The organism is Nonomuraea indica (genome assembly GCF_002850745.1).
In the GTDB taxonomy this organism is placed as follows: Bacteria; Actinomycetota; Actinomycetes; order Streptosporangiales; family Streptosporangiaceae; genus Nonomuraea; species Nonomuraea indica.
The window spans coordinates 1-17,075 of record NZ_PJOK01000087.1 but is presented as its reverse complement, the minus strand read 5'-3'; the positions used below and the strand labels follow the sequence as shown (position 1 = coordinate 17,075).

34 protein-coding genes are annotated in these 17,075 nt (G+C 68.7%); 1 reads left to right on the top strand and 33 read right to left on the bottom strand.

Annotated elements, in window-relative coordinates; translation table 11 throughout:
- Positions 1–165: 165 nt before the first annotated feature.
- The 24 genes from CXR44_RS37975 to CXR44_RS37855 all read right to left on the bottom strand — a co-directional run bounded on the left by CXR44_RS37975 (position 166) and on the right by CXR44_RS37855 (position 12,673).
- Positions 166–408, bottom strand: coding sequence for a hypothetical protein (locus tag CXR44_RS37975; protein WP_101791008.1), 243 nt, complete (start codon positions 406–408; stop codon positions 166–168).
- Positions 405–1,073 (bottom strand): hypothetical protein, encoded by a 669-nt coding sequence (locus CXR44_RS37970; protein ID WP_144070236.1) that lies wholly within the window; start codon positions 1,071–1,073, stop codon positions 405–407. The genes CXR44_RS37975 and CXR44_RS37970 overlap by 4 nt, the downstream gene beginning before the upstream one ends.
- Entirely contained in the window at positions 1,070–1,813 is a 744-nt protein-coding gene (locus tag CXR44_RS37965) for a hypothetical protein (protein WP_101791006.1), read from the bottom strand. Before CXR44_RS37965 ends, CXR44_RS37970 begins: the two co-directional genes overlap by 4 nt.
- A gap of 156 nt (positions 1,814–1,969) precedes the next feature.
- Positions 1,970–2,215 carry a hypothetical protein gene (locus CXR44_RS37960; RefSeq protein ID WP_101791005.1) on the bottom strand — a complete coding sequence of 82 codons (246 nt, stop codon included), beginning with the start codon at positions 2,213–2,215 and terminating at the stop codon, positions 1,970–1,972.
- Positions 2,216–2,227: 12 nt separating this feature from the next.
- On the bottom strand, positions 2,228–2,443 hold the full coding sequence (locus CXR44_RS42280; RefSeq protein ID WP_425437464.1) for a DUF6011 domain-containing protein: 216 nt from the start codon (positions 2,441–2,443) through the stop codon (positions 2,228–2,230).
- Between the two features lie 35 nt (positions 2,444–2,478).
- The gene (locus CXR44_RS37950; protein WP_101791003.1) at positions 2,479–3,006 is read right to left on the bottom strand and encodes a hypothetical protein; all 528 of its coding nucleotides are present in this window, start codon (positions 3,004–3,006) and stop codon (positions 2,479–2,481) included.
- The gene (locus tag CXR44_RS37945; protein ID WP_281260323.1) at positions 2,999–3,415 is read right to left on the bottom strand and encodes a DUF4326 domain-containing protein; all 417 of its coding nucleotides are present in this window, start codon (positions 3,413–3,415) and stop codon (positions 2,999–3,001) included. The genes CXR44_RS37950 and CXR44_RS37945 overlap by 8 nt, the downstream gene beginning before the upstream one ends.
- On the bottom strand, positions 3,408–3,851 hold the full coding sequence (locus tag CXR44_RS37940; protein WP_101791002.1) for an SLOG family protein: 444 nt from the start codon (positions 3,849–3,851) through the stop codon (positions 3,408–3,410). The genes CXR44_RS37945 and CXR44_RS37940 overlap by 8 nt, the downstream gene beginning before the upstream one ends.
- The gene (locus CXR44_RS37935; protein ID WP_101791001.1) at positions 3,844–4,074 is read right to left on the bottom strand and encodes a hypothetical protein; all 231 of its coding nucleotides are present in this window, start codon (positions 4,072–4,074) and stop codon (positions 3,844–3,846) included. The genes CXR44_RS37940 and CXR44_RS37935 overlap by 8 nt, the downstream gene beginning before the upstream one ends.
- A 226-nt stretch (positions 4,075–4,300) precedes the next feature.
- The gene (locus tag CXR44_RS37930; protein ID WP_101791000.1) at positions 4,301–4,576 is read right to left on the bottom strand and encodes a hypothetical protein; all 276 of its coding nucleotides are present in this window, start codon (positions 4,574–4,576) and stop codon (positions 4,301–4,303) included.
- On the bottom strand, positions 4,573–4,839 hold the full coding sequence (locus CXR44_RS37925) for a hypothetical protein (RefSeq protein WP_101790999.1): 267 nt from the start codon (positions 4,837–4,839) through the stop codon (positions 4,573–4,575). The genes CXR44_RS37930 and CXR44_RS37925 overlap by 4 nt, the downstream gene beginning before the upstream one ends.
- A 31-nt stretch (positions 4,840–4,870) precedes the next feature.
- Positions 4,871–5,110: a hypothetical protein gene (locus tag CXR44_RS37920; protein WP_101790998.1), complete on the bottom strand. Its 240-nt coding sequence runs from the start codon at positions 5,108–5,110 to the stop codon at positions 4,871–4,873.
- A 96-nt stretch (positions 5,111–5,206) separates the two neighbouring features.
- On the bottom strand, positions 5,207–5,539 hold the full coding sequence (locus CXR44_RS37915) for a hypothetical protein (protein ID WP_101790997.1): 333 nt from the start codon (positions 5,537–5,539) through the stop codon (positions 5,207–5,209).
- 34 nt (positions 5,540–5,573) lie between these two features.
- Positions 5,574–6,029: a hypothetical protein gene (locus CXR44_RS37910; protein WP_101790996.1), complete on the bottom strand. Its 456-nt coding sequence runs from the start codon at positions 6,027–6,029 to the stop codon at positions 5,574–5,576.
- A gap of 54 nt (positions 6,030–6,083) precedes the next feature.
- The gene (locus CXR44_RS37905) at positions 6,084–6,335 is read right to left on the bottom strand and encodes a hypothetical protein (protein WP_101790995.1); all 252 of its coding nucleotides are present in this window, start codon (positions 6,333–6,335) and stop codon (positions 6,084–6,086) included.
- A gap of 585 nt (positions 6,336–6,920) precedes the next feature.
- Complete coding sequence (locus CXR44_RS37895; RefSeq protein ID WP_144070235.1) at positions 6,921–7,271, bottom strand: hypothetical protein; 351 nt, start codon at positions 7,269–7,271, stop codon at positions 6,921–6,923.
- 180 nt (positions 7,272–7,451) lie between these two features.
- Positions 7,452–7,835: a hypothetical protein gene (locus tag CXR44_RS37890; RefSeq protein WP_101790992.1), complete on the bottom strand. Its 384-nt coding sequence runs from the start codon at positions 7,833–7,835 to the stop codon at positions 7,452–7,454.
- Positions 7,828–8,217, bottom strand: a complete 390-nt coding sequence (locus tag CXR44_RS37885; protein WP_101790991.1) for a hypothetical protein — start codon at positions 8,215–8,217, stop codon at positions 7,828–7,830. Before CXR44_RS37885 ends, CXR44_RS37890 begins: the two co-directional genes overlap by 8 nt.
- On the bottom strand, positions 8,210–8,563 hold the full coding sequence (locus tag CXR44_RS37880) for a helix-turn-helix transcriptional regulator (RefSeq protein ID WP_101790990.1): 354 nt from the start codon (positions 8,561–8,563) through the stop codon (positions 8,210–8,212). Before CXR44_RS37880 ends, CXR44_RS37885 begins: the two co-directional genes overlap by 8 nt.
- A 46-nt stretch (positions 8,564–8,609) precedes the next feature.
- Positions 8,610–9,200, bottom strand: a complete 591-nt coding sequence (locus tag CXR44_RS37875; protein ID WP_101790989.1) for a PDDEXK family nuclease — start codon at positions 9,198–9,200, stop codon at positions 8,610–8,612.
- The gene (locus tag CXR44_RS37870) at positions 9,197–9,664 is read right to left on the bottom strand and encodes a CHC2 zinc finger domain-containing protein (protein WP_101790988.1); all 468 of its coding nucleotides are present in this window, start codon (positions 9,662–9,664) and stop codon (positions 9,197–9,199) included. The genes CXR44_RS37875 and CXR44_RS37870 overlap by 4 nt, the downstream gene beginning before the upstream one ends.
- Positions 9,665–9,688: 24 nt before the next feature.
- Positions 9,689–10,945 (bottom strand): DnaB-like helicase N-terminal domain-containing protein, encoded by a 1,257-nt coding sequence (locus CXR44_RS37865; protein ID WP_101790987.1) that lies wholly within the window; start codon positions 10,943–10,945, stop codon positions 9,689–9,691.
- Entirely contained in the window at positions 10,942–11,973 is a 1,032-nt protein-coding gene (locus CXR44_RS39190; RefSeq protein ID WP_144070234.1) for a hypothetical protein, read from the bottom strand. The genes CXR44_RS37865 and CXR44_RS39190 overlap by 4 nt, the downstream gene beginning before the upstream one ends.
- A 97-nt stretch (positions 11,974–12,070) precedes the next feature.
- Entirely contained in the window at positions 12,071–12,673 is a 603-nt protein-coding gene (locus CXR44_RS37855; protein WP_101790985.1) for an endonuclease domain-containing protein, read from the bottom strand.
- A 66-nt stretch (positions 12,674–12,739) separates the two neighbouring features.
- Here CXR44_RS37855 and CXR44_RS37850 point away from each other — a divergent pair, with 66 nt between their 5' ends.
- Positions 12,740–12,922 (top strand): type II toxin-antitoxin system prevent-host-death family antitoxin, encoded by a 183-nt coding sequence (locus CXR44_RS37850; protein ID WP_101790984.1) that lies wholly within the window; start codon positions 12,740–12,742, stop codon positions 12,920–12,922.
- A 2-nt stretch (positions 12,923–12,924) separates the two neighbouring features.
- Here CXR44_RS37850 and CXR44_RS37845 read toward each other — a convergent pair whose 3' ends face one another.
- The 9 genes from CXR44_RS37845 to CXR44_RS37810 form a co-directional block, all read right to left on the bottom strand.
- Positions 12,925–13,104, bottom strand: coding sequence for a hypothetical protein (locus tag CXR44_RS37845; RefSeq protein WP_101790983.1), 180 nt, complete (start codon positions 13,102–13,104; stop codon positions 12,925–12,927).
- Complete coding sequence (locus CXR44_RS37840) at positions 13,101–13,361, bottom strand: WhiB family transcriptional regulator (protein ID WP_144070233.1); 261 nt, start codon at positions 13,359–13,361, stop codon at positions 13,101–13,103. Before CXR44_RS37840 ends, CXR44_RS37845 begins: the two co-directional genes overlap by 4 nt.
- The gene (locus CXR44_RS37835; RefSeq protein WP_101790981.1) at positions 13,361–13,648 is read right to left on the bottom strand and encodes a WhiB family transcriptional regulator; all 288 of its coding nucleotides are present in this window, start codon (positions 13,646–13,648) and stop codon (positions 13,361–13,363) included. Before CXR44_RS37835 ends, CXR44_RS37840 begins: the two co-directional genes overlap by 1 nt.
- The gene (locus CXR44_RS37830; RefSeq protein WP_144070232.1) at positions 13,635–14,084 is read right to left on the bottom strand and encodes a hypothetical protein; all 450 of its coding nucleotides are present in this window, start codon (positions 14,082–14,084) and stop codon (positions 13,635–13,637) included. Before CXR44_RS37830 ends, CXR44_RS37835 begins: the two co-directional genes overlap by 14 nt.
- Positions 14,085–14,288: 204 nt before the next feature.
- A complete protein-coding gene (locus CXR44_RS39915; RefSeq protein WP_180903894.1) occupies positions 14,289–14,459 on the bottom strand; it encodes a hypothetical protein in 171 nt (56 codons plus the stop codon).
- Complete coding sequence (locus tag CXR44_RS37825; RefSeq protein ID WP_101790979.1) at positions 14,456–15,655, bottom strand: DNA cytosine methyltransferase; 1,200 nt, start codon at positions 15,653–15,655, stop codon at positions 14,456–14,458. Before CXR44_RS37825 ends, CXR44_RS39915 begins: the two co-directional genes overlap by 4 nt.
- Positions 15,645–15,911 carry a hypothetical protein gene (locus CXR44_RS37820; RefSeq protein WP_101790978.1) on the bottom strand — a complete coding sequence of 89 codons (267 nt, stop codon included), beginning with the start codon at positions 15,909–15,911 and terminating at the stop codon, positions 15,645–15,647. The genes CXR44_RS37825 and CXR44_RS37820 overlap by 11 nt, the downstream gene beginning before the upstream one ends.
- Positions 15,908–16,363, bottom strand: a complete 456-nt coding sequence (locus CXR44_RS37815; protein WP_101790977.1) for a hypothetical protein — start codon at positions 16,361–16,363, stop codon at positions 15,908–15,910. The genes CXR44_RS37820 and CXR44_RS37815 overlap by 4 nt, the downstream gene beginning before the upstream one ends.
- Before the next feature lie 172 nt (positions 16,364–16,535).
- Positions 16,536–16,991: a hypothetical protein gene (locus CXR44_RS37810; protein ID WP_101790976.1), complete on the bottom strand. Its 456-nt coding sequence runs from the start codon at positions 16,989–16,991 to the stop codon at positions 16,536–16,538.
- Positions 16,992–17,075 lie beyond the last annotated feature (84 nt).

The following is a 17,075-nucleotide window of genomic DNA, read 5'->3' as shown; positions in this document are numbered from 1 at the left end:
ACGGTGTGTTGTATCAACTTGGGCTTATACCGACCCACTCCCCGACGCTCAACGACAGCGCCGAGTAGGGGACGTGGATGGGCAGCACGTGGGGGACGACGAGCACGCCGTCAGCGACTTCGTGCACGTCGCAGCCGAGCGTGGCAGTGTCCGTCATGAGATCCATTATCGCAGATCAGCCCGTTCCGTGATCTCGGCCCGAGCTTGATCCCGCTGCCGGACAAACCACAGAAGGGCGAGCCACAAGCACACCTGCATGAACGTCGTCCCCGACAGAGCAGGCCACCCGGCGGGAGCGACCAGCCGGTAGGCGAACGCTGCGATCTCCAGCGGGATGAGCACCTTGAGCGTCCTCGCTGCCTCACTCTCGGCCGGCGCCGAGTACGCACGCCACAGGAAACGGATCACCGTGCCGTCTCCCCCGCGATAGCGAGCAGCTCGCGCGGCACCACCGTGGATACGAGCGCCCGCTGCGCCGCCGACAGGTCCAGAGCGTCGAGGATGCGGGAGATGACGCCGGCGAGCATCTGGCCCTGCGCCTCGGCGAGTCGGATCTCACGGTCGGCGATCCCCATGTCGTGCGCGGTCTTGGCGTAGCGGACGCACCGGTCCCGTTCGGCCGCTTCAAGCTGCGCCAGGCCGCGGACGGCCTCGCCCGACTCGTACACGCCGACGCTCGGCGACGCACTGAACGTGTGCCCGACCAGCCCCTCACCGTAGCCAACCCCGCGCGACGGGTCCGCCTCATCGAGCTGCGCCTCCAGCAGGCCCGCGTACACATGCACCCGAGCCCACGACATTTGCAGCATCGCCATCACCGCCTCAGCCGGGCTGACGTCCTGCCGGCCCGGGACCGCCCGCCACGCACTGAGCGCCTCACCCTTCGCCTTCAACACGTCCGTACGCTGCCCGCCATGCGTGCGACACGCATTCGTGCCCCGGATCGGCGACGCATGACAGCGATCACCAGGCCGTCGCTTCGACCTCTTCGAGCACTCCCACCGCGAGTGCTCATCGCACCAGATCGCGCCGACCTGCTTCATCAGGTCATCGCGGTTCAAGAGGTCATTCACGCCGACACCTGGGCGTGTTCGTCGGCCTGCCGCGTGTATTCGGCGTCGTGTTCGGTCTGGTTGAGGAGCCTGCCGCAGGCGCATTCGTAGTAGCCGTCGTCTTTGCGGCGTACCTGCCTCTCGGTGCAGCGGGGGCAGCGGATGGGCGACATGGTGTTGGCGGGGTCGCTCTTGGTCATGGCGCGGAGTCTGCGCTGCCAGGCGAGGACGTCGAGGCCGAATTGCACGCTGCCGGGGTGGAGGAGGATGTCGTCGAGTTCGCCGAGGAGCCAGCCGATGGCGAGGGTGCGGGCGTGGGAGCCGCGGGCTCTGCGGGGGCGGGGCGGATAGTGGCGTACTTCCCGCCACTGGTCTTCGACGAGGGTGAGGGCGCCGTACAGCTCGTCGAGGGTGTCGATGATGCTGACGTGGGAGGGGGCGGCGATGCCGTTGAGTCCTGAGCGGGTGCCTCCGCGGTGTCCGTCTACGCCGGCGGCGAGGAGTGCGGCGGTGTCGTCGATTTCGTGGAGGGCGGCGCGGATGAGGCGGGCGCAGCGGTGGTCCCATACGGGGTCGCCGTGGTGGATGGGCAGGGTGGGCTGTTCGGGTGGTGCGGGGTGTGGGCCGCGGTCGTCGCCGGGCTGGGCGAGCCATGCTTGTATGGCGTTGGCGTGGGCGAGAGTTGCTTGGTCGTAGGCGTTCCAGGCGTTGCGTGCGGCGTGGTTGCACGGTCCGTTGCAGGCGTCGCTGGTGATGGGCACGTTGCCTCCCCCGAGGTCGTACGCTGGTCGGGAGCGGCTGTGGGGCCGTTGGGGTGTTTGGTGTTGAGGGCGGTCTCCCGTGGGCGCGGGGGGCCGCCTTCGTTTTGGATCAGCCTAGTGCCACGTTTGTGCAGGTGGCATCCGAGCGACCTGCGGCTATTCGGGCCTCTCTTCGAGTAGTCCGGTCCAGAAGCGTTCGAGGTCGTCGCCGGTGTATCGGCGGTAGTGGATGCGGTCGTGGCCTCGGTAGACGGCGACCTCTGTCGTCGGGTTGCCGTCCGGGAAGCTGGTGTAGAGGCTGGTCCAGTCGTCGTCCTGGCGCGTCCAGTTGGGGAATGCGGCTCGGGCTGCGCGGTCTATGAGGGCTTCGGTCCAGCTTCTCCGGTCGTTCGGGTGGTGCATTAACCCACGATGTCACGCAGTATCCGACTTGAGAGGATTTGGCGCTCCAGGTTGTTGGTCGTCCCCGAACAGGTCCGTCTGTCCGTCACAGTCCCCGCCGTCTCGCCGAGAGAAGCGCGGCAAGCCAGGGTCGATGATGCCGAGCTTCTCGGCGCACTCCCGCCCGTACCTGCGCTTGCGGGACTTGGGGTCCCATAGGAGCCTCCCGCAGCCGCCGAGGCAGTACATCGGCGACAACGGGAAGACGTCGAGGTCGAGCAGGGTCACGGCGTGACGCAGGTCGGACAGGGTTTCTTCTTCGCGGCCTCGGCGTCCGCGACCGTGAGTCTGCGGATCTCGTGGAGGGTGTAGCCGTGCGCTTCGCTCCCCTGCCGGCCCGCCTTCCAGGCGGGGCAGTCCTCGCTGGCGTGGTAGCAGTCGCTCGCGGTGGTGGTGATGACCTGCATGGGCTCATCCTTGCGCGGGTAGTCGCCGGTGTCGTCGAGAACGGCGAGGGGATCGGGGGCTTCTCCGGTCTGGCGGGGGTCTATCTCGTCCGCCTTCTGCTCGTAGTCGGTCGCCAGCTCGTGGCGGTGCCAGATCTGGCCCATGTTGAGTCCGTCGTCGGGGATGGACCGGATACGGGCAGCCTTGGCGCGGAATTGGTCGGCCACCTCTCGACGTACCTGGGCGGCGATGATGGGGTAGGCGGCGGCGAGCGCGTGGTCCATCTGACCCCTCCCGAAGAGCCCTTCGCTGTTGATCCAGGCGTCGTCGGCGGCCTGTACGGCCTCCTCGGGGATGTCAGGCATGGTCCACCTCGTTGCTGATTCGGAGCAGCACGGCCGCGTGACACCAGTCCGTCTCTCCCGGCTCCGGAAGGGGGCACCAGCAGGCAAGGTCCTTGCCGGCGAGGTCTCGGCGGACCTGCTCGACGTCGAGCTCGTAGGAGCCCATCGGGCCGGTGTGCAGCTCGTACAGCTCGACAGCGGCCTTCACGGCAGCCTCTTTCGTGGCGAACCGGTCGGGGTAGTCGTTAGACCTGGCTGCGATGCCGGCCGGGTCGTCGATCTTCCAGTGACAGACGCAGTCGGCGGGGCGGACGACGAACGGGTTGCCGTACTTCGAGGGGCGGGCGACGCTGCGGGCATTGGCAGGCATCCGCCACCCTGAGGTGCGCTTCTGCTGGATCCGTTTGGGCGTCTCTCGGAGGTCAGGCACGGCTGCTCCCCTCGTAGCGGCGGACGGGGATGCCGGCCTGCTCGGCGCGGCGGATGCAGTCGGCGGTGCCGCGCGAGTCGTCGACCTGGAAGGCCAGCAGGACGTCCGCGCCAAGATCCACCATGAACTGGTTCCGGTTGAGCCCAGCCATCGGGCAGTAAGTGGCTCCGTCCAGGCGGCGGCGGCGATGCGGAGTCCGGCACACCGGCCCGCACGGCGCGGTCCACTCGGCGGGGTACCGCTCCACCGCCATGCCGGTCCAGGCTGACGCGACCCTGTCGGCGAGAGCATCAGCACCCTTCGGGCACGCCCCGTGGACGACAACGACGTTCTCCGGGCCGTACATGAAGGCGATCGGGGCGAGGGCGTCACGGATGGCCTGCTCGTCACTCCAGGAGCGGGAGCCCGTGATCAAGACGCGGAAGCGGTCAGGCATGGGCGGTCTCCTTTGTCAGCGGGGTCAGTGCGTACCGCCACACAATCGCCCCCACGCTGCGGGCGTCGGGCTCTCCCTCGTCCCCGCACGGGTCGCACACGAGCGAGGTCCGGCGGCCGATGGCGTGCCAGTCGGTGACGACGAGTTGCCCGGCGGGGCGGTTGCGGCACCATTCGCAGGTGAGCGGAGCGGCGGGCTTGGGCGTCTCTCGGGGGTCAGCCACGGCAGGCCTCCCTCACGGGGATTGTGCGGAGCGATGACCACCACGACGGGCCTGACGTGAACCCATTCGCGTCGTGGTAGATCAGGTACTCCCACGAGCCGTCGCGGTACGGGCCTTCGACAGCAGCGACGTTGCCAGTTCCGTTGGCGTGGGCACTCGGGTACTGCTGGCCGTAGTGGCGAACGCGGGTGCCTACGGGAAAGTGCGGTCGGGGGTCAGCCACGGGTCAGCCCTCCTCGGAGGATTCAGGGCGGAGGAACACCAGCCGGTTGACCATGTCGAGTTCGCCGGCGCGAGTCAGCAACTCGGCCACAGTCTGGCCGAGGCGCCGGGCTCGTCCACCGAACGTCGTACCGCTGGGATTGTCGGCGAGGTCTAGGGCGAACTGCTGAAGCTGCTTAGTCGCGTGCTGCACCTCGCGCTCCAGGTTGGAGCGGGCGTTCTCACGCTCGATGGCGTAACCCTGGGCGAGGAGGTGGTCCGGCAGTCGCTCGACGCTCATCGGGAGCCCTCCTCGGAGGAGGAGTCCGGGAAGACCGCTCCCAGCTCGCGCACGTACGCCTCCAGGATCCGCTCAGCACGGGCCTTTAGTACGTCGGCCGCGTCGTCCTTCCATGCCTTCGGGGAGAAGCCCTGCAAGTCGCTGCTAAGCCTGTAGGTGGGTTCGTCGCGGCGGCTCCCGAACGAGATCGAGAACAGGCGCAGCCGACCGACGTAGCCATCCTCGCCGGCGTACTTGGTTTCCTTCCAGGTGATGCGAGCCATGTCGCCTTCCTTGGTCGTCGGGGATCGGGGGTCAGTTGTCTGCGAGCCGCCGCTCGGCCGCGCCTTCGCTGTGGTCCGCTGGGCGCTCCTCGAACACCTCGTACAGCCGCCACCGGCCGTCCTCCCACTCGCGGACCTCGATCCGGTCGCCGTGCGGGAGCTGTTCATGGACGAACTCGTACGCCTTGTTCTGGGAGCGGAAGGTGCGGACGCTCGGTGGATAGTTGGCTCCGACCTTGACCTTCCACTTGTTCGTGGGCGGCTTCGTCATGTCGCGTCTCCGGGGGTCGTCGGGGATCGGTGTTGGTGCCCTCTCCTGCGTCTGAGGCGTGCCCGCCAACATCACGGGAGGAGAGAGCCGGGGGGGTCAGCAGAACTCGTTGTCGGCGAACGGGCAGCCCTTGTCGTCCGCCCACGACGGCCTGGGGCGGACGCGCATCCGCTGGCCCTTTGCGCGCGCCTCGGCGGGGCGAAGGGTGGCGTCGGCCATGAACTCCTCGACGGGCACCTCGTAGCCGCTCTCGGCGAGGATCTTCACGTCAGGCCGGGACAGATACTCGCGCCACGCTTCCGAGCTGACCAGGCCGAGATCGGGGTGGGCGCGGAACAAGAACTCCCAACCTCCGGCGTGCTGGCCGATGTGCAGACCCTCATCACCCTCGGGCGTGTCCGGGGTGACCGCGTAGTAGTTGACGCTCATCGGTCGGGTTCTCCTCAGGGGGTAGGGGCGGGGGTCAGCGGTAGCGGATCTCAGCGAGAGCGGCATTGATCTGCTGCACCCGCTGCTGGTCAGCGTCCGATTCGTTGAAGCGGTAGCACGCCAGCCGCACCCGCCCGGTGTCGCGACCGTCGGGCTTCAGCCGCCAGTTCGCTGAGCCGTCGAGGATCGCTTCGAACGCGTCGTCCGGGCTCGTGTGGTGGCGCTGGACTGCCTCGCCGATCACATCGGCGACGATGGGGTCCTTCAGGTCGGAGAAGTACGGCAGCAGGTTGGCGATCACCCGCTTGGCGTAGCGGCCGAGCACGCCCTTCGGCGGATGACCTACGCCATCGCAGCGGCTACCGCCCGGTCGCAGGAAGCCGCTGCCCTTGTAGGCGGCGTGGACGTGCTGGCGCAGCGTTCCGTCCTTCTTCAGCCCCACGTCGGTACGGCCACACACTCGGCAGCCGTCGTGCGTCTCGGTGCTCATCGGTCGGTTCTCCTCAGGGGGTAGGGGCCCGGCGGGGAGCCGGGCCGAAGAGGGTCAGGCGGCGGGCAGGGCGGTGAACGCGGACGCCAGCAGGTTCCTGGCGAGGGTCAGGTGCGGCGGGAGCTGCGGGTTCGGAGCGTGGGCGTGGACGGTGAACGCGGGGTCGAGGCCGGCGCGGTCGAGGGAGTCGGACGCGGAGGCGCGGGCGGCGTCCATGGTGGGGGCGTAGACGCAGAACAGGTCGGGGCCGTCTCCGGTCGAGCCTTTGCGGACGGTCCAGACGCGGTTGGCGGTGATGGCGGGCATCTCGTCTCCTTGGCGTTTCACGAACCTGTGTGCATATGCACGATAGCGCGATATGCATATGCACGACAATACCTTCGGTGGACTTTCTGCATATGCACGCCCTATCCTCAGATCATGGTCAGCCGAGCGAAGGACACCCACACCGCCAACCGGGTCGTGAGAGTCGAAGACACCCTGTGGGCCGAGTACGAACAGGCATGCGCAGACGAGGGCGTCACCCGCTCTGACGACCTCCGTGCGCACATGCGTCGCAAGGTGGCGGCCTGGAAGCGGCGACTCGCCAAACGGCAGCCTGTCGGCGAGTAGCCGTTCACCGGGACGCCCCCGCAGGCTTGCGCCGAGAAGGCGCGGCCAGCCCTCCATGGCCCGTGCACAGCTGCACCGCAGCCACGTGCGGGCAGCCGTCCTCGCCGCACGAGCACACCCACCGGCCGTCGGCGAGGCGGACGAAGTACGTCGAAGACTGGCCCTCGACCCGTGCCCGCACCCACTCCGGCGGATGGTAGTTGCCGGGGCCAGCGCTGCACACGCGAACCTTGCCTGCGCGGAGGTAGGCGCAGGCTTGGGCGCGGACATCCATCGGCATCAGGACGCCTCCCGCGCTTCGGCGACGAGTACGGGGACCGGGTCGAAACTGACCCACCAATGCGCTGGCAGGCGTCCCTGCTCCAGCTCTGTCCTGACGGGCCGCGACAGCCGCAGAAGGCGTGCGGCCTTCGGCCACCACTGGAGCGGCCCGACGTCGGCGACGGTGAACCGGTGCTCCATGCGGTCACAGGAGAGCCTGTCGGAGGTAAGACCAAGCTCCAGCCTGTGAGCTGGGCCCAGGTCGGTGAACCACGCGACCGGAACGCCGAGAAGCGGGTGGAGGTGTGGTTTGACCATGCCGTCGCGTTGGATGCCGGCGGCGCCGTGTCCGCAGGTGTAGTGCCACATGGTTGGGCCGCTCATCGGGACGCCTCCCCCGACTGCTGGGTGGTAGTCATCGTTCGATTCCTCTCTCGAACACGGGCCGCGCATGTGCGAACGCTTGCTGATCTTCGTTCTGGTGTGCGGTCCCAGAGGGTGCCTAAGGCCCTCTGAGACCCAAGGATGAGTAAAGGGACCGGAGAGCTCCTATTCGGCCGCGAGCGTGGACGCTAGGCCGCTTCCAGAGGCATCCCCGTCCGGACGCGAGACGCCCGCAACGCCGAACAGCGTCTGGCACGCCTCCCACGGCGACAACCCGAGCAGCGGAACCCGCAGAGCGTCGACCAGCTCGGCCAGCCGGTCCAGCACCAGCGCCTCCGCCGCCGCCACCTCCGGCACGGTCCCCTCGAAGCACGTGTCGAACGGCTGAAGCACCTCCACGGGCTCCTCGACGACCTGGACGACCACCGCCGGATGCTCGGCCAGGGACTCCCAGGGGCCTGCGATGGCTGCGATCGCGGTCTCGCGCAGAAGGGCGGCGGCCTTGCGGAGCGTCTCAGGGACGCCCAACTCGGTCTTGGCGTCAGGCATGGACGGCCACCTCCTGCCGCTTCTTGTCGACGCGGACGTGCCATCCGCAGTCCCCGGCCGAGCACGGGCGGCACACCCATCCGCGCGCCTTCCGCACCCACCCAGCCTCGACAGCGGCCTCCTCAGCCTCGGTCAGCGACTTGGAGTGGTAGACCACGCACTCGCCTGGGTCGTCGCAGCCATGCCCGCAGCAGGAACAGACGACGATCAGGCACGACTGGTCGAGCTGGCGGACCGCAGGGACCCCCCACGCGGTGTCGTTGGGGTCGTCCGGGGCGAGAGCCGCCTGCCGGGTGGGGTAGTGCCGCTCATCGGTCACGTCGTTGGGCCGGATCCAGCACCGGTCCGCAGCGGCGAAGGTCTGGGGCTTGGTGTCACTCATTGGGGGTCTCCTTCGTGGGCGTTGGTGTGGGGGTGGTGGGGAGCAGCCCCTCCAGGCCGCACGTGCACGGGCTGCCCCAGTAATCGCCACAGCCCTTCAAGTGGCGGACGTACTGGTGGAGGGCCGCACAGTCGGCACGCTCGGCGCTCCCGCCGTCCAGCCAGCGCAGAACAGCAACCGCTGTCGACAGCGACGCGCCATCCCCAGCCTCGACGTGGCAGATAGTCGGCTGCGAGACGCCGATCTGCGCAGCGGCAGCCCGCATGCTCAACCGGCGGGCCGTCCGCTCCTGCCGGAGCAGGACCGGGAGCCGCTCCAGGACATCGGCCAGAGTGCTGTACGTCATCGCGTCTCCTCCCGGTCTGCCGGTCCAGGGGGCAGGACAGCCGGGGTCATCCGCGCTCCCCGTGCTCGAAACGAGCCGAACGGGCAGCGACGTAGGCCTCACGTTGCTTGGCACTCTCGGACGCCGTGGTGTCCATGTCGCCCTCAGGCTCAAGCCATCCTGCGAACTCGTAAGCCACCGGCGTGGCGCCGCTGGTGTCTGCGGGGCGAAGCGGATGCCTGGGGAAGCCGGCCGGGGTAAGCGACCAGTACGCGTCCGTCGGGTAGCGCTCCCCACTCGGGTCCGCCGCGGAGGGGCTAAGCCCGATCCAGCACCAGTTGCACCGGTCTCCCTTGGGCTCTGGGATGGGCCCCAACAGCAGGAGGGTAGGGAAGGACTCTGCCGCCTCAGGAAGGTGGAATACCGCCTTCAGCATGAGGTCGTGGTCCAGGTCTTCTTCGCTCCCTTTCACCTCCACCCATGTGCCGGAGTCCACGAGGCAGAAGTCGGGCAAGTACGGGCGGCGATCAACGAGGAAGCCCTGCGGCTCGTACTCCCAGCGGATGCCGAGTTTGTCGAACAGGACCGCGTAGCGGGCCTCCAGCCTCGACCTGAAGCGGCAACCGGCGTAGTGCGTCTCGATGGGCTTAAAACTCACGCCGCACCCTCCTCGCCGGCATTGGCCGCGCGACGAACGGTGGTGTCGGTCGACAGCCAGCCGGCCAGGTTGTGGATCAGTGCGTCGAGGTCGCGCTGCTCGATCGCCTCCGGAATGCCGTCACGGAGGGCTCGTGCAGCTCTCACCGCGGCGGGGTCAGGCACGAGGTCCAGTTCGAGGTGCGCACGGTCGGCGAGCTGGATTGCGGCGTCTATGTAGGAGATGCCGTCGATCTTCTCGATGAGGGTGATCACGTCGCCGCCGGCGTCGCAGCCGAAGCAGAACCACATGCCCCGCTCGGGGGTGACGTAGAAAGTTTCGGTCGTGTCGGCCGCGAACGGGCATGCCCCCTTCAGGGTGCCGTCGTCGGCAGGGCTCAGGTCGACGTGCTCGCGGGCGACGGCAGCGATCGGGTTGTGCTGCCGAACGCGGGCGATGTCGCGGTCGGAGATCAGTAACGACATGAGGCTTCCTTCCAGGGTTGAGGGTCAGGCGCTGGTTGCCTCTTCGACCGGGAAGCCGCCATCCCAGACGGCGTTCCACGGCCACGGGCTGGACCGTTCGAGGTGGTGGGGCCAAGCGCGTTCGTCGCGGTCGCCGCGGAACCGCTCCAGGTGGACGCGGTTCGGCCGGTCCTTCGACTTGCGGAGCGCGAGCCCGAACTCGGGCCAGCGGGACCACACGCCGGAGCCCATCGGTCGCAGGGACCGCATGCCCTGCTGCTCCATGGGTGCGTGCGTTTCGAGCCACAGGGCTACGCCATGGCGGGCGCGGAACCCGTCGAGAACGCGGGCGACGTGGCCGTTGACGGTCTCGGCTTTCGCGTCGCCTTCGAGGAAGCTCTTGTACAGCGGGCCCATCGCGACGAACTCGGCGCGGCTGGTTTCGATCACCCGGTCCACGAGGTGCTGGTCGTGCGGCTTGCGAAGGTCGATGCCGCCCGGCCGGGTCCACCGCCAAGCACGGTCATCGTCCCAGCCGGAGTGCTCCCGTCCGAGATTGACGAGCTGGCGCACCTTCCGGCGGACCAGAGCAGGCGGGTTCTCCAGGTCGATGTACAGCGTCCGCACCGGCGGGATCCGCGTGTGCGGCGAGAACGGGTGCACACCCGCGGCGAGCATCACGGCGATCATCCGCGCGAGCGTGGTCTTACCGGCGCCCTCGGAGGCGACCACGATGACGCGGTCCATACGTTCGAGCACGCCAGGGATCAGCCAGTCGTATTCGGTGTCGGCCTCGTCGATGAACGCGCCGAGCGTCGAGAAACCGTCGATCTCGTCGTCGTCGGTGGCCAGTGCCCGGAACCGGGTCAACGCGTCCTCGGTGGCAACCAGCAGCTCGTCGGAGGTGACGGTGCCGCTGTACCCCTGGCTGGCGATCCGGGTGAGTTCCTCGATCGCAATGGCCTTGGTGCCGAGCTCCCGCACCCGGTTGATGTAGAAGCCGACGTTCGCGGCGGTGGGGACGAACGCGACCAGGTCGGCGATGTACTCCCAGCCGCCGGCCTGGTCCAGCTTCTTGCTGGACTCCAACTCGGCGCGGACGCTGATCCCGTCGACGGTGTCTCCACGCCGGTACAGGTCGATGATGGCGCGGAAGATGAACCGGTGCTGGGGCCGGTAGAAGTGATCCACCGACAGGTGTGTGAACACGGCGTTGGCGGCGTTCGGCGAGAGCATGGCCGCTCCAAGGGCGGCCTTCTCGGCGTCGATGTCGTGGGGCAGCGCCCTGAAGTCCTCGTTCACCAGTTGAACTCCTCAGGAGCGCACTCTTCGATGTCGTTGAAGCCGCGGCCGAACGTCTCGGGTTCGTCCTCCCAGCGGCGGCCATACAGCCAGCCGTCGGGGTGCTTGATCTTGTCCTTGGGGGTGCGCTTGGCCCGCATTTCGTCGGCGTAGCGGATAGCGCCGGCGATGATGAGCTCGGGATCGACGCCCTCACGGATCGCCTTGGCCCACTTGCCGCGGGCTCCCTGCTTGCTGGCCTTACGCGGGTAGGCGTCCCAGAACCTCAACCAGTTGGGGTCGTCATCGGAGCCGGATTCAGGCTGCCTTGCCTTGGCGCTGGGGAGTTCGATCAAGACAGCGTCGCCGGAGGCGACAGACTCCGCAGGAGTCGGCTGCTCGTGAGGAAGAGTTACCGAAGTACGGACAGAACCTTGAACACCTACCCAAGCCCGAACCCGGCGCGCGCCCGCGCGCGAGCCATCGCTTGCTACAGCTTTGCCATCCGCAAGATGGCTAACCGATGGCAAGTTGCCATCCTCCGATAGCAACTTGCCATCAGCCGGGAGGATGTCGACATCGTCAGCTCCCTCAGGAGCATCAGAGGCGTCGGCAGCACCCTCCGAGCTATCGGCAGCCACATGCTTGCCATCCGTTTTGCTATCGCGCGATGGCAAATTGCCATCCGTCCGCTTGTTTCCCCAGCGTGAGGCAGCCCCCCTCTTGCCTGCGGCAGACCGGGCAGCGCTGACCTCCTTGTCCGGCAGGTACTCGGCGAAGTCGTGGATCATCCATCCGTCGTCGAGTACGTCCCACATGCCGGCGTCCACGAGCAGCGCAGCCAGTTCCCGCCCCCGGGAGCCGACGAAGCGGCGCGGCAGCGTGCTGGGCAGCAGGCCGGGCGTCTTGCTTTTCTTGCGAGTGTTGCGGTGCGCCCACGTGAGGCACAGCGTCCACAGCCCGAGCGCCGCTACTCCCTCGTCGAGGTCGAGTAGCGCCAGCACCTTCTCGTGATCGTCGAAGGCGTCGTCTATGCGGGCCCATCCCACTTGCGGTGCTCCAGATGGTGAGTAGTTCGGTCAGGTCGGGAGCGGGGCGGGTATTCGGCGTGCTGCCACGATTGAGTCCCCCTGGTGGTGAGTTGGTTTAGTCTTTGCGCTCGGCAAGCAGGCGCAGCAGCCTGGCGAGGTCTTGCGGGGCCATAAAGGCGCGGAGCGACGCAGCGACCGATTCGGGATCGGCCGGCCGGATGGGCACTTCGACGGGCTGCACCCAGGTCAGGCCGAGCGGTCCGGTCTTGGCGATCAGGTGTCGCCAGTCGCGCACCTTGTAGCGGGCGTCCGAGCAGATCCAGCGGCCAGCTCGGCGGCGCCACAACTTGCCGCGATGGTCGCGAACGCAGCTTCCCTCCGGTGGCTCGGCCAGGCCGTCGTAGGGGAGTCCGCGCACAGCCATCTGACGCCGATACCAGGCGTTCTCCAGGTATCGGGCGAACGCCGGGCCGGCGGGGGGTGGGGCGTCACTGCGAAGAACGCTGTTGCAGGGGTTGCAGAGGAGCCCGCGAACGGCCCAGTACCCGACGTGCGCGTCATGGTCGATGTAGAGCTTGCCGCCGGGGTTGTCCTCGGCTGGCCGCTCGCACACCTCGCAGCGCTGGCCAGTGTCCGCGAGCATCTGCTCGTATACCTCGCAGCTCAACATGTAGTTCTTGTGGTTGCAGGTCGCGTGAGCCGGGAGCGTGTGTTCCATGCGTCCTCCGTCGTTACACTTGTGTACACGAGTGTACTCCGGATTACGCCTAGGTACACTGGAGTAATGGCACCCACGGCGCAGGAACTCAGCACGCGGGACGTACGAGCCAAGCTGGCCGACGTCATCAACGACGCCGCCGCGTACGGCACCATCACGTACGTCATGTCCCGCGGCCGGCGCATCGCCGCCGTGGTGTCCGTAGCCGATGCTGAGGCGATCGAGCGTCAGCGCTCCGCCGGCTCCTGAGGTCACGGCCCCTCCCCCAACCACGCCTCGACCCGCTCACGCAACGGGCCAGACACATGACCTCGCCGCATGCAGCCGAGATAGTTGGTGGACACCTGTAGCTGAACGGCGACCCGCCACAACGGCAGGCCGAGCTCGCGGCGCCGCTCGTCGACGAGGGCGTACAACTGCTGGGGGGTCATCGCTTGTCCTTTCGTGGCCTGCCGGCGGTTTCGAGGTTCCGTTGCCTGCGGTCCCACCGGCGGATCGCCTGGCGGTCCACGACTTTCAGCCCGGCCTGGTAGCCGGAGTCGCTGCGCTTGAGCGCGTCGAACGTGCACGGGATCAGCGACGGGCAGGACCGGCACAGGTTTTCGAGGGCGGCGCCGGGGGGCCCGGAGGTGAAGAACACCTCCGGGTCCGCGGTGGCGCACAGGCCGAGCTGGCGCCAGTCGGCCATCACACGGCCGCCCGCACACGCTGCCGCGCCATGGCCTTCACCCAGGTGCGGCGCTTGGTCTTCCGCTCCTCTTCGCCGAGTCCGCCCCACACACCTTCGTCTTGCTTCAGCACGAAGGCGGTCTGCCGGCACTTCAGCTTCACGGGGCAGCGGTCGCAGATCGCTACCGCTCGGGCTTCGCGGTGCCTCTTCTCGTTCTGCTTCTCGCCGGCGGGGCCGAAAAACAGGACGAGGTCCTGGCCGCGGCAGGCGGCCCAGTCCGTCCACCCCCAGTCAGGCGTGGCCATGGTCGGCCTCCTTGCGGGCGGCTTTAGCGTCGGCCTGGCAGTACTTGCACACGTCGCTGGCGTGGGCGAAACGGTCGAGGCGTCGCGGCTTGTGGCAGACGGAGCAGTCGCGGTGGGTGTCGCGGGGTTCGTCGCGCAGGCCAGACGCTTTCAACGCGAGGTCGAGCAGGTCGACGTCGCCGGCGTGGGCGGGGTTGTCGCAGGTGACGCAGCCACACAGCTCCCGTCCGTGGGCGGGGCAGGCGGGCAGGAGGACGCAGTCGTGCCGGCCGAGCGCCAACCTGACCATGGACCGGCCGGCCTTGGCGTGCTCGGCAGCTTCGGCGTCCTGGTCGGCGCGGGGCTGGTGCAAGGTGAGGCTGGCGGCGTGCAGGTCGGAGCCGGCCGCGGGGCGCGGCTGCCACAGCGCCTGGTCGATCATCTTGCTAGTGGCCACGGGGGTTCTCCGTTCCGAGATGTTCCGTTTCGTTCCGGGCCGTTCCGGGTCCGTCCGGTGCCGTCCGGGATCGTCCGGCCTCCTCCCACACGGCACGCTCGGCCTCAACACGGGCACGCGCTTCGGCGGGGGCGGTGGTGTCGGCGGCGGCACGGGCCAGGCAGGCCACGTGTCCGCGGATCAGGGCGGCGGTGAGGTCATGCATCACAGGTGTGCACCTCCCTGGTGGTCGGTAGCGGGCGGGGAGAGGTCGAACAGGGCGTCCTGGGGCGGGTCGACGTCAGGCGCCGGCGGCTGGTGCTCGCAGACGGGCACGTGCTCACTCATCGGCTTGCCGGCGGTCAGCCAGTCCTCGCAGCACTTAGGGAGCCTCATGCGGCCACCTCCGCGTCACGGGCGGGCACGCTCAGACCGGTAGCCGCGGACACGATGTGGGCGGCCAGCAGCGGCGGGACGGCGTTGCCGATCTGCTCGAACTGCTTGGTCTTGGTGCCCTGCCACGGGTAGTCGGCCGGGAAGGACTGCAGGGCGGCGGCCTCTGGGACCGTCACGCGGACTGTGTCTGAGCTGGAGAACTGCGACTCTCCGCCCGGAGACCGATCACGGTGACCGGGTGGGGCGATCCTGTTTGTGGCGCAGGCCGTTGTCGCGGGCCGCTCCAGGGCCCAGCTCCAGCGGTGCGCCTCACCGGTAAACGTCGGGGCTGGCTGGTCAGCGCGGCGGTTCTCGCGAGGCCCGTCGGTGGCGATCCACTTGGGTGAGTCTCGGCGTGAGCGCAGTACCCATGCGCCGCGCTCCTGTGCATCGAGGAGCGCCTGCCGCGCCTGTGTCGGGAACGGCTCAGCGCCGCCGGTCTTCCCGCCGTCCGCAGTGACGGTCGGAGCGACGCGGTCGGTGGCGCCCCAGCCGAGCGCGTCGGCCATGGACACCCAGCCGGGCAGCGACTCGCCGAACAGGTCCTCGCCTGCCGGGTGCTGCGTGTGGGTCGGGGTCGGCGCTGTGACAGTGCGGACGCGGGAGGCGATCAGGATGGCGCGGCGCCGGGTCTGGGGGACGCCGTAGTCGGCGGCATTCAACACCCCGCACCACACGCTGTAACCCCAGCCGCGTAACACCTCTGCGTACTGGCGCCACAGGGGCAGCACGTCCGGCACTTCTTCCATGGCGGTCCACTCGGGGCGCAGGTCGTACAGCCACCGCATCGGCTCGGCGGCGAGCAGGCTACGCGGGTCCTTGCAGGCGGCCAGCAGGGCGCTGCGGGTTTCGCGGCCTTTGGACAGGTCGTGGACGGCCTGGTGGACCAACGGCTGGTCGACGAGGCCGAGCCCCTTGCCGGCACGGGACCACGCCTGGCACGGCGGTGACCCGATCAGCCCGCTGGTGCGGCCCTTGAACGGCTCGGTCGGGTACTGGGCGACGTCGCACTGGATGGTCAGGTGGCCGGCTGCTGCCCGCGTCTTGCAGGCTGCGGTGTCCCACTCCAGGCCGATGTCGCGCAGGCCGAGATCCTCAATGCCGGTGCTCCAGCCGCCAGGGCCGGCGAAGAGGTCGACGATGAGGTCAGCGGTCATCGTCGCCGTCCTCGAACACGTCGTGCAGGCCAGCCAGACCGTGACGTTCCTGCCGGTCCGCCTCCTCGACGAGCGCCTGCCGCAGGACCTTCTCGTTCACGACGGGGACGCCCATCGAGATGCAGCGGCCGATGTAGCCGAACAGCAGGGAGACGGCGGCGAGGATGGCCACGCCGGCGACGACGTACAGGAACGTCCCGCCTGACAGGGCGTTGAGCGCTTCGGCGGCGAAGGTCAGCTTGTCCCAGGCGGTCACGGCTGGCCGCCCTTCTGTGCCCGAGCGGCCTCAGCGGCCTCCCACTCGTCCGCCATCGCAGCAAGGTGGGCTGCGAGTTCACGCGCCTCCTGGACCGTCATGTCGAACCACGCCATGGAGGGCGGCCACATGCGGATCCCGTCGGCGGTAGGGGCGATCAGGTCGCCGCCGTCCTCGTCCCAGCAGAGCCCGAGCTCCTCGGGGCGCTCCAGCACGATCGGGGTCTGCTCCCCCTCGACGACGACCGCCCGGAAGTGCTGCTCGGGCAGTTTGCCGCCGTCCTCGCTGTAGGCGGTGATGCCGATGTGGACGACGTTGCCGTCGGCGCCGATGGACGGGTGCCAGTAGTTGCCGTCGTGGTAGTCGTTGTCGCCGCTGGTCAGCATCTCGGCGACGTTCTCCGGGGTGGGAGGCGTGGTGGCGACGGGCGTCTTGGGGGTGCTCTCGCTCATCGGGGGGCCTTTCCGTACTCGATGGGGGTCTGGTGGGTGCGGCGGGAGCTGAAGTCGTCCACGGGCCGCTCAGGGCGCGGGAGACGAGCCAGGCACGCCCATCCCGTTGCGCAGCCGCGCGGATGGCGGGAGGCGATCAGCCCGAGCAGGCGGGCGGCCCGGTGTAGCGCGGTCACGACGGCTCCCCTTCGCGGGCGGCCTGCGCCTCCCACTGCTCGGCCAGCGCCGCGAGGTTCTTGTCCGGGTCGCGCGCCAGATCCGGGTAGGTCTTGAACACGCCCGTCTCCGGAGGGTTCGTGCCGTCCCAGACGGCCTGATGCTGCTCGGTAGGGGTCTCCGCCTGGTCGGGGACGACCTGCATCGACAAGACGACGGGCGGCTGGTGGAGCTGCGCGAGGAGTTCCTCGCCCTGCTTGTCGAGCGCGGCGAGCACTCTGTCCAGCGAGGAGATCTCACGCCGGGCCGCCTTGATCTTTCGTTCCTCGGCGCTGCGCAGGTCGGCGATCCGCTTGCGGTTGCCCTTGTTCTGCTCCAGCAGGGCGCGGACCTCTTTGGCGGAGGCGTCCGTCAACTCTTCGGCGGTGGCCAGTTCGCCGGCGGCAGCTTGCGTGTAGGGCTCGGAACCCATGTGGTTGCTCCTGGTGCTGTTGAGGTTGGGTGGTGCCGCCGACTCACCCCGACCCCCGATATCGGCGGGGGGGGCCGGCGGCAG

Excerpts from the sequence above, each read along its gene's own strand:
- CXR44_RS37930 (WP_101791000.1), bottom strand. The coding sequence starts at position 4,576 with ATGAGCGTCGAGCGACTGCCGGACCACCTCCTCGCCCAGGGTTACGCC.
- CXR44_RS37940 (WP_101791002.1), bottom strand. The coding sequence starts at position 3,851 with ATGCCTGACCGCTTCCGCGTCTTGATCACGGGCTCCCGCTCCTGGAGT.
- CXR44_RS37840 (WP_144070233.1), bottom strand. The coding sequence starts at position 13,361 with ATGGCCGACTGGCGCCAGCTCGGCCTGTGCGCCACCGCGGACCCGGAG.
- CXR44_RS37925 (WP_101790999.1), bottom strand. The coding sequence starts at position 4,839 with ATGGCTCGCATCACCTGGAAGGAAACCAAGTACGCCGGCGAGGATGGC.
- CXR44_RS37920 (WP_101790998.1), bottom strand. The coding sequence starts at position 5,110 with ATGACGAAGCCGCCCACGAACAAGTGGAAGGTCAAGGTCGGAGCCAAC.
- CXR44_RS37905 (WP_101790995.1), bottom strand. The coding sequence starts at position 6,335 with ATGCCCGCCATCACCGCCAACCGCGTCTGGACCGTCCGCAAAGGCTCG.
- CXR44_RS37870 (WP_101790988.1), bottom strand. The coding sequence starts at position 9,664 with ATGTCGTTACTGATCTCCGACCGCGACATCGCCCGCGTTCGGCAGCAC.
- CXR44_RS37890 (WP_101790992.1), bottom strand. The coding sequence starts at position 7,835 with ATGCCTGACGCCAAGACCGAGTTGGGCGTCCCTGAGACGCTCCGCAAG.
- CXR44_RS37815 (WP_101790977.1), bottom strand. The coding sequence starts at position 16,363 with ATGAGCGAGAGCACCCCCAAGACGCCCGTCGCCACCACGCCTCCCACC.
- CXR44_RS37855 (WP_101790985.1), bottom strand. The coding sequence starts at position 12,673 with ATGGAACACACGCTCCCGGCTCACGCGACCTGCAACCACAAGAACTAC.
- CXR44_RS37895 (WP_144070235.1), bottom strand. The coding sequence starts at position 7,271 with ATGTGGCACTACACCTGCGGACACGGCGCCGCCGGCATCCAACGCGAC.
- CXR44_RS39915 (WP_180903894.1), bottom strand. The coding sequence starts at position 14,459 with ATGAGGCTCCCTAAGTGCTGCGAGGACTGGCTGACCGCCGGCAAGCCG.
- CXR44_RS37825 (WP_101790979.1), bottom strand. The coding sequence starts at position 15,655 with ATGACCGCTGACCTCATCGTCGACCTCTTCGCCGGCCCTGGCGGCTGG.
- CXR44_RS37850 (WP_101790984.1), top strand. The coding sequence starts at position 12,740 with ATGGCACCCACGGCGCAGGAACTCAGCACGCGGGACGTACGAGCCAAG.
- CXR44_RS37915 (WP_101790997.1), bottom strand. The coding sequence starts at position 5,539 with ATGAGCGTCAACTACTACGCGGTCACCCCGGACACGCCCGAGGGTGAT.
- CXR44_RS42280 (WP_425437464.1), bottom strand. The coding sequence starts at position 2,443 with ATGTACTGCCTCGGCGGCTGCGGGAGGCTCCTATGGGACCCCAAGTCC.
- CXR44_RS37880 (WP_101790990.1), bottom strand. The coding sequence starts at position 8,563 with ATGACGTACAGCACTCTGGCCGATGTCCTGGAGCGGCTCCCGGTCCTG.
- CXR44_RS37885 (WP_101790991.1), bottom strand. The coding sequence starts at position 8,217 with ATGAGTGACACCAAGCCCCAGACCTTCGCCGCTGCGGACCGGTGCTGG.
- CXR44_RS37960 (WP_101791005.1), bottom strand. The coding sequence starts at position 2,215 with ATGCACCACCCGAACGACCGGAGAAGCTGGACCGAAGCCCTCATAGAC.
- CXR44_RS37835 (WP_101790981.1), bottom strand. The coding sequence starts at position 13,648 with ATGGCCACGCCTGACTGGGGGTGGACGGACTGGGCCGCCTGCCGCGGC.
- CXR44_RS37845 (WP_101790983.1), bottom strand. The coding sequence starts at position 13,104 with ATGACCCCCCAGCAGTTGTACGCCCTCGTCGACGAGCGGCGCCGCGAG.
- CXR44_RS37810 (WP_101790976.1), bottom strand. The coding sequence starts at position 16,991 with ATGGGTTCCGAGCCCTACACGCAAGCTGCCGCCGGCGAACTGGCCACC.
- CXR44_RS37950 (WP_101791003.1), bottom strand. The coding sequence starts at position 3,006 with ATGCCTGACATCCCCGAGGAGGCCGTACAGGCCGCCGACGACGCCTGG.
- CXR44_RS37910 (WP_101790996.1), bottom strand. The coding sequence starts at position 6,029 with ATGAGCACCGAGACGCACGACGGCTGCCGAGTGTGTGGCCGTACCGAC.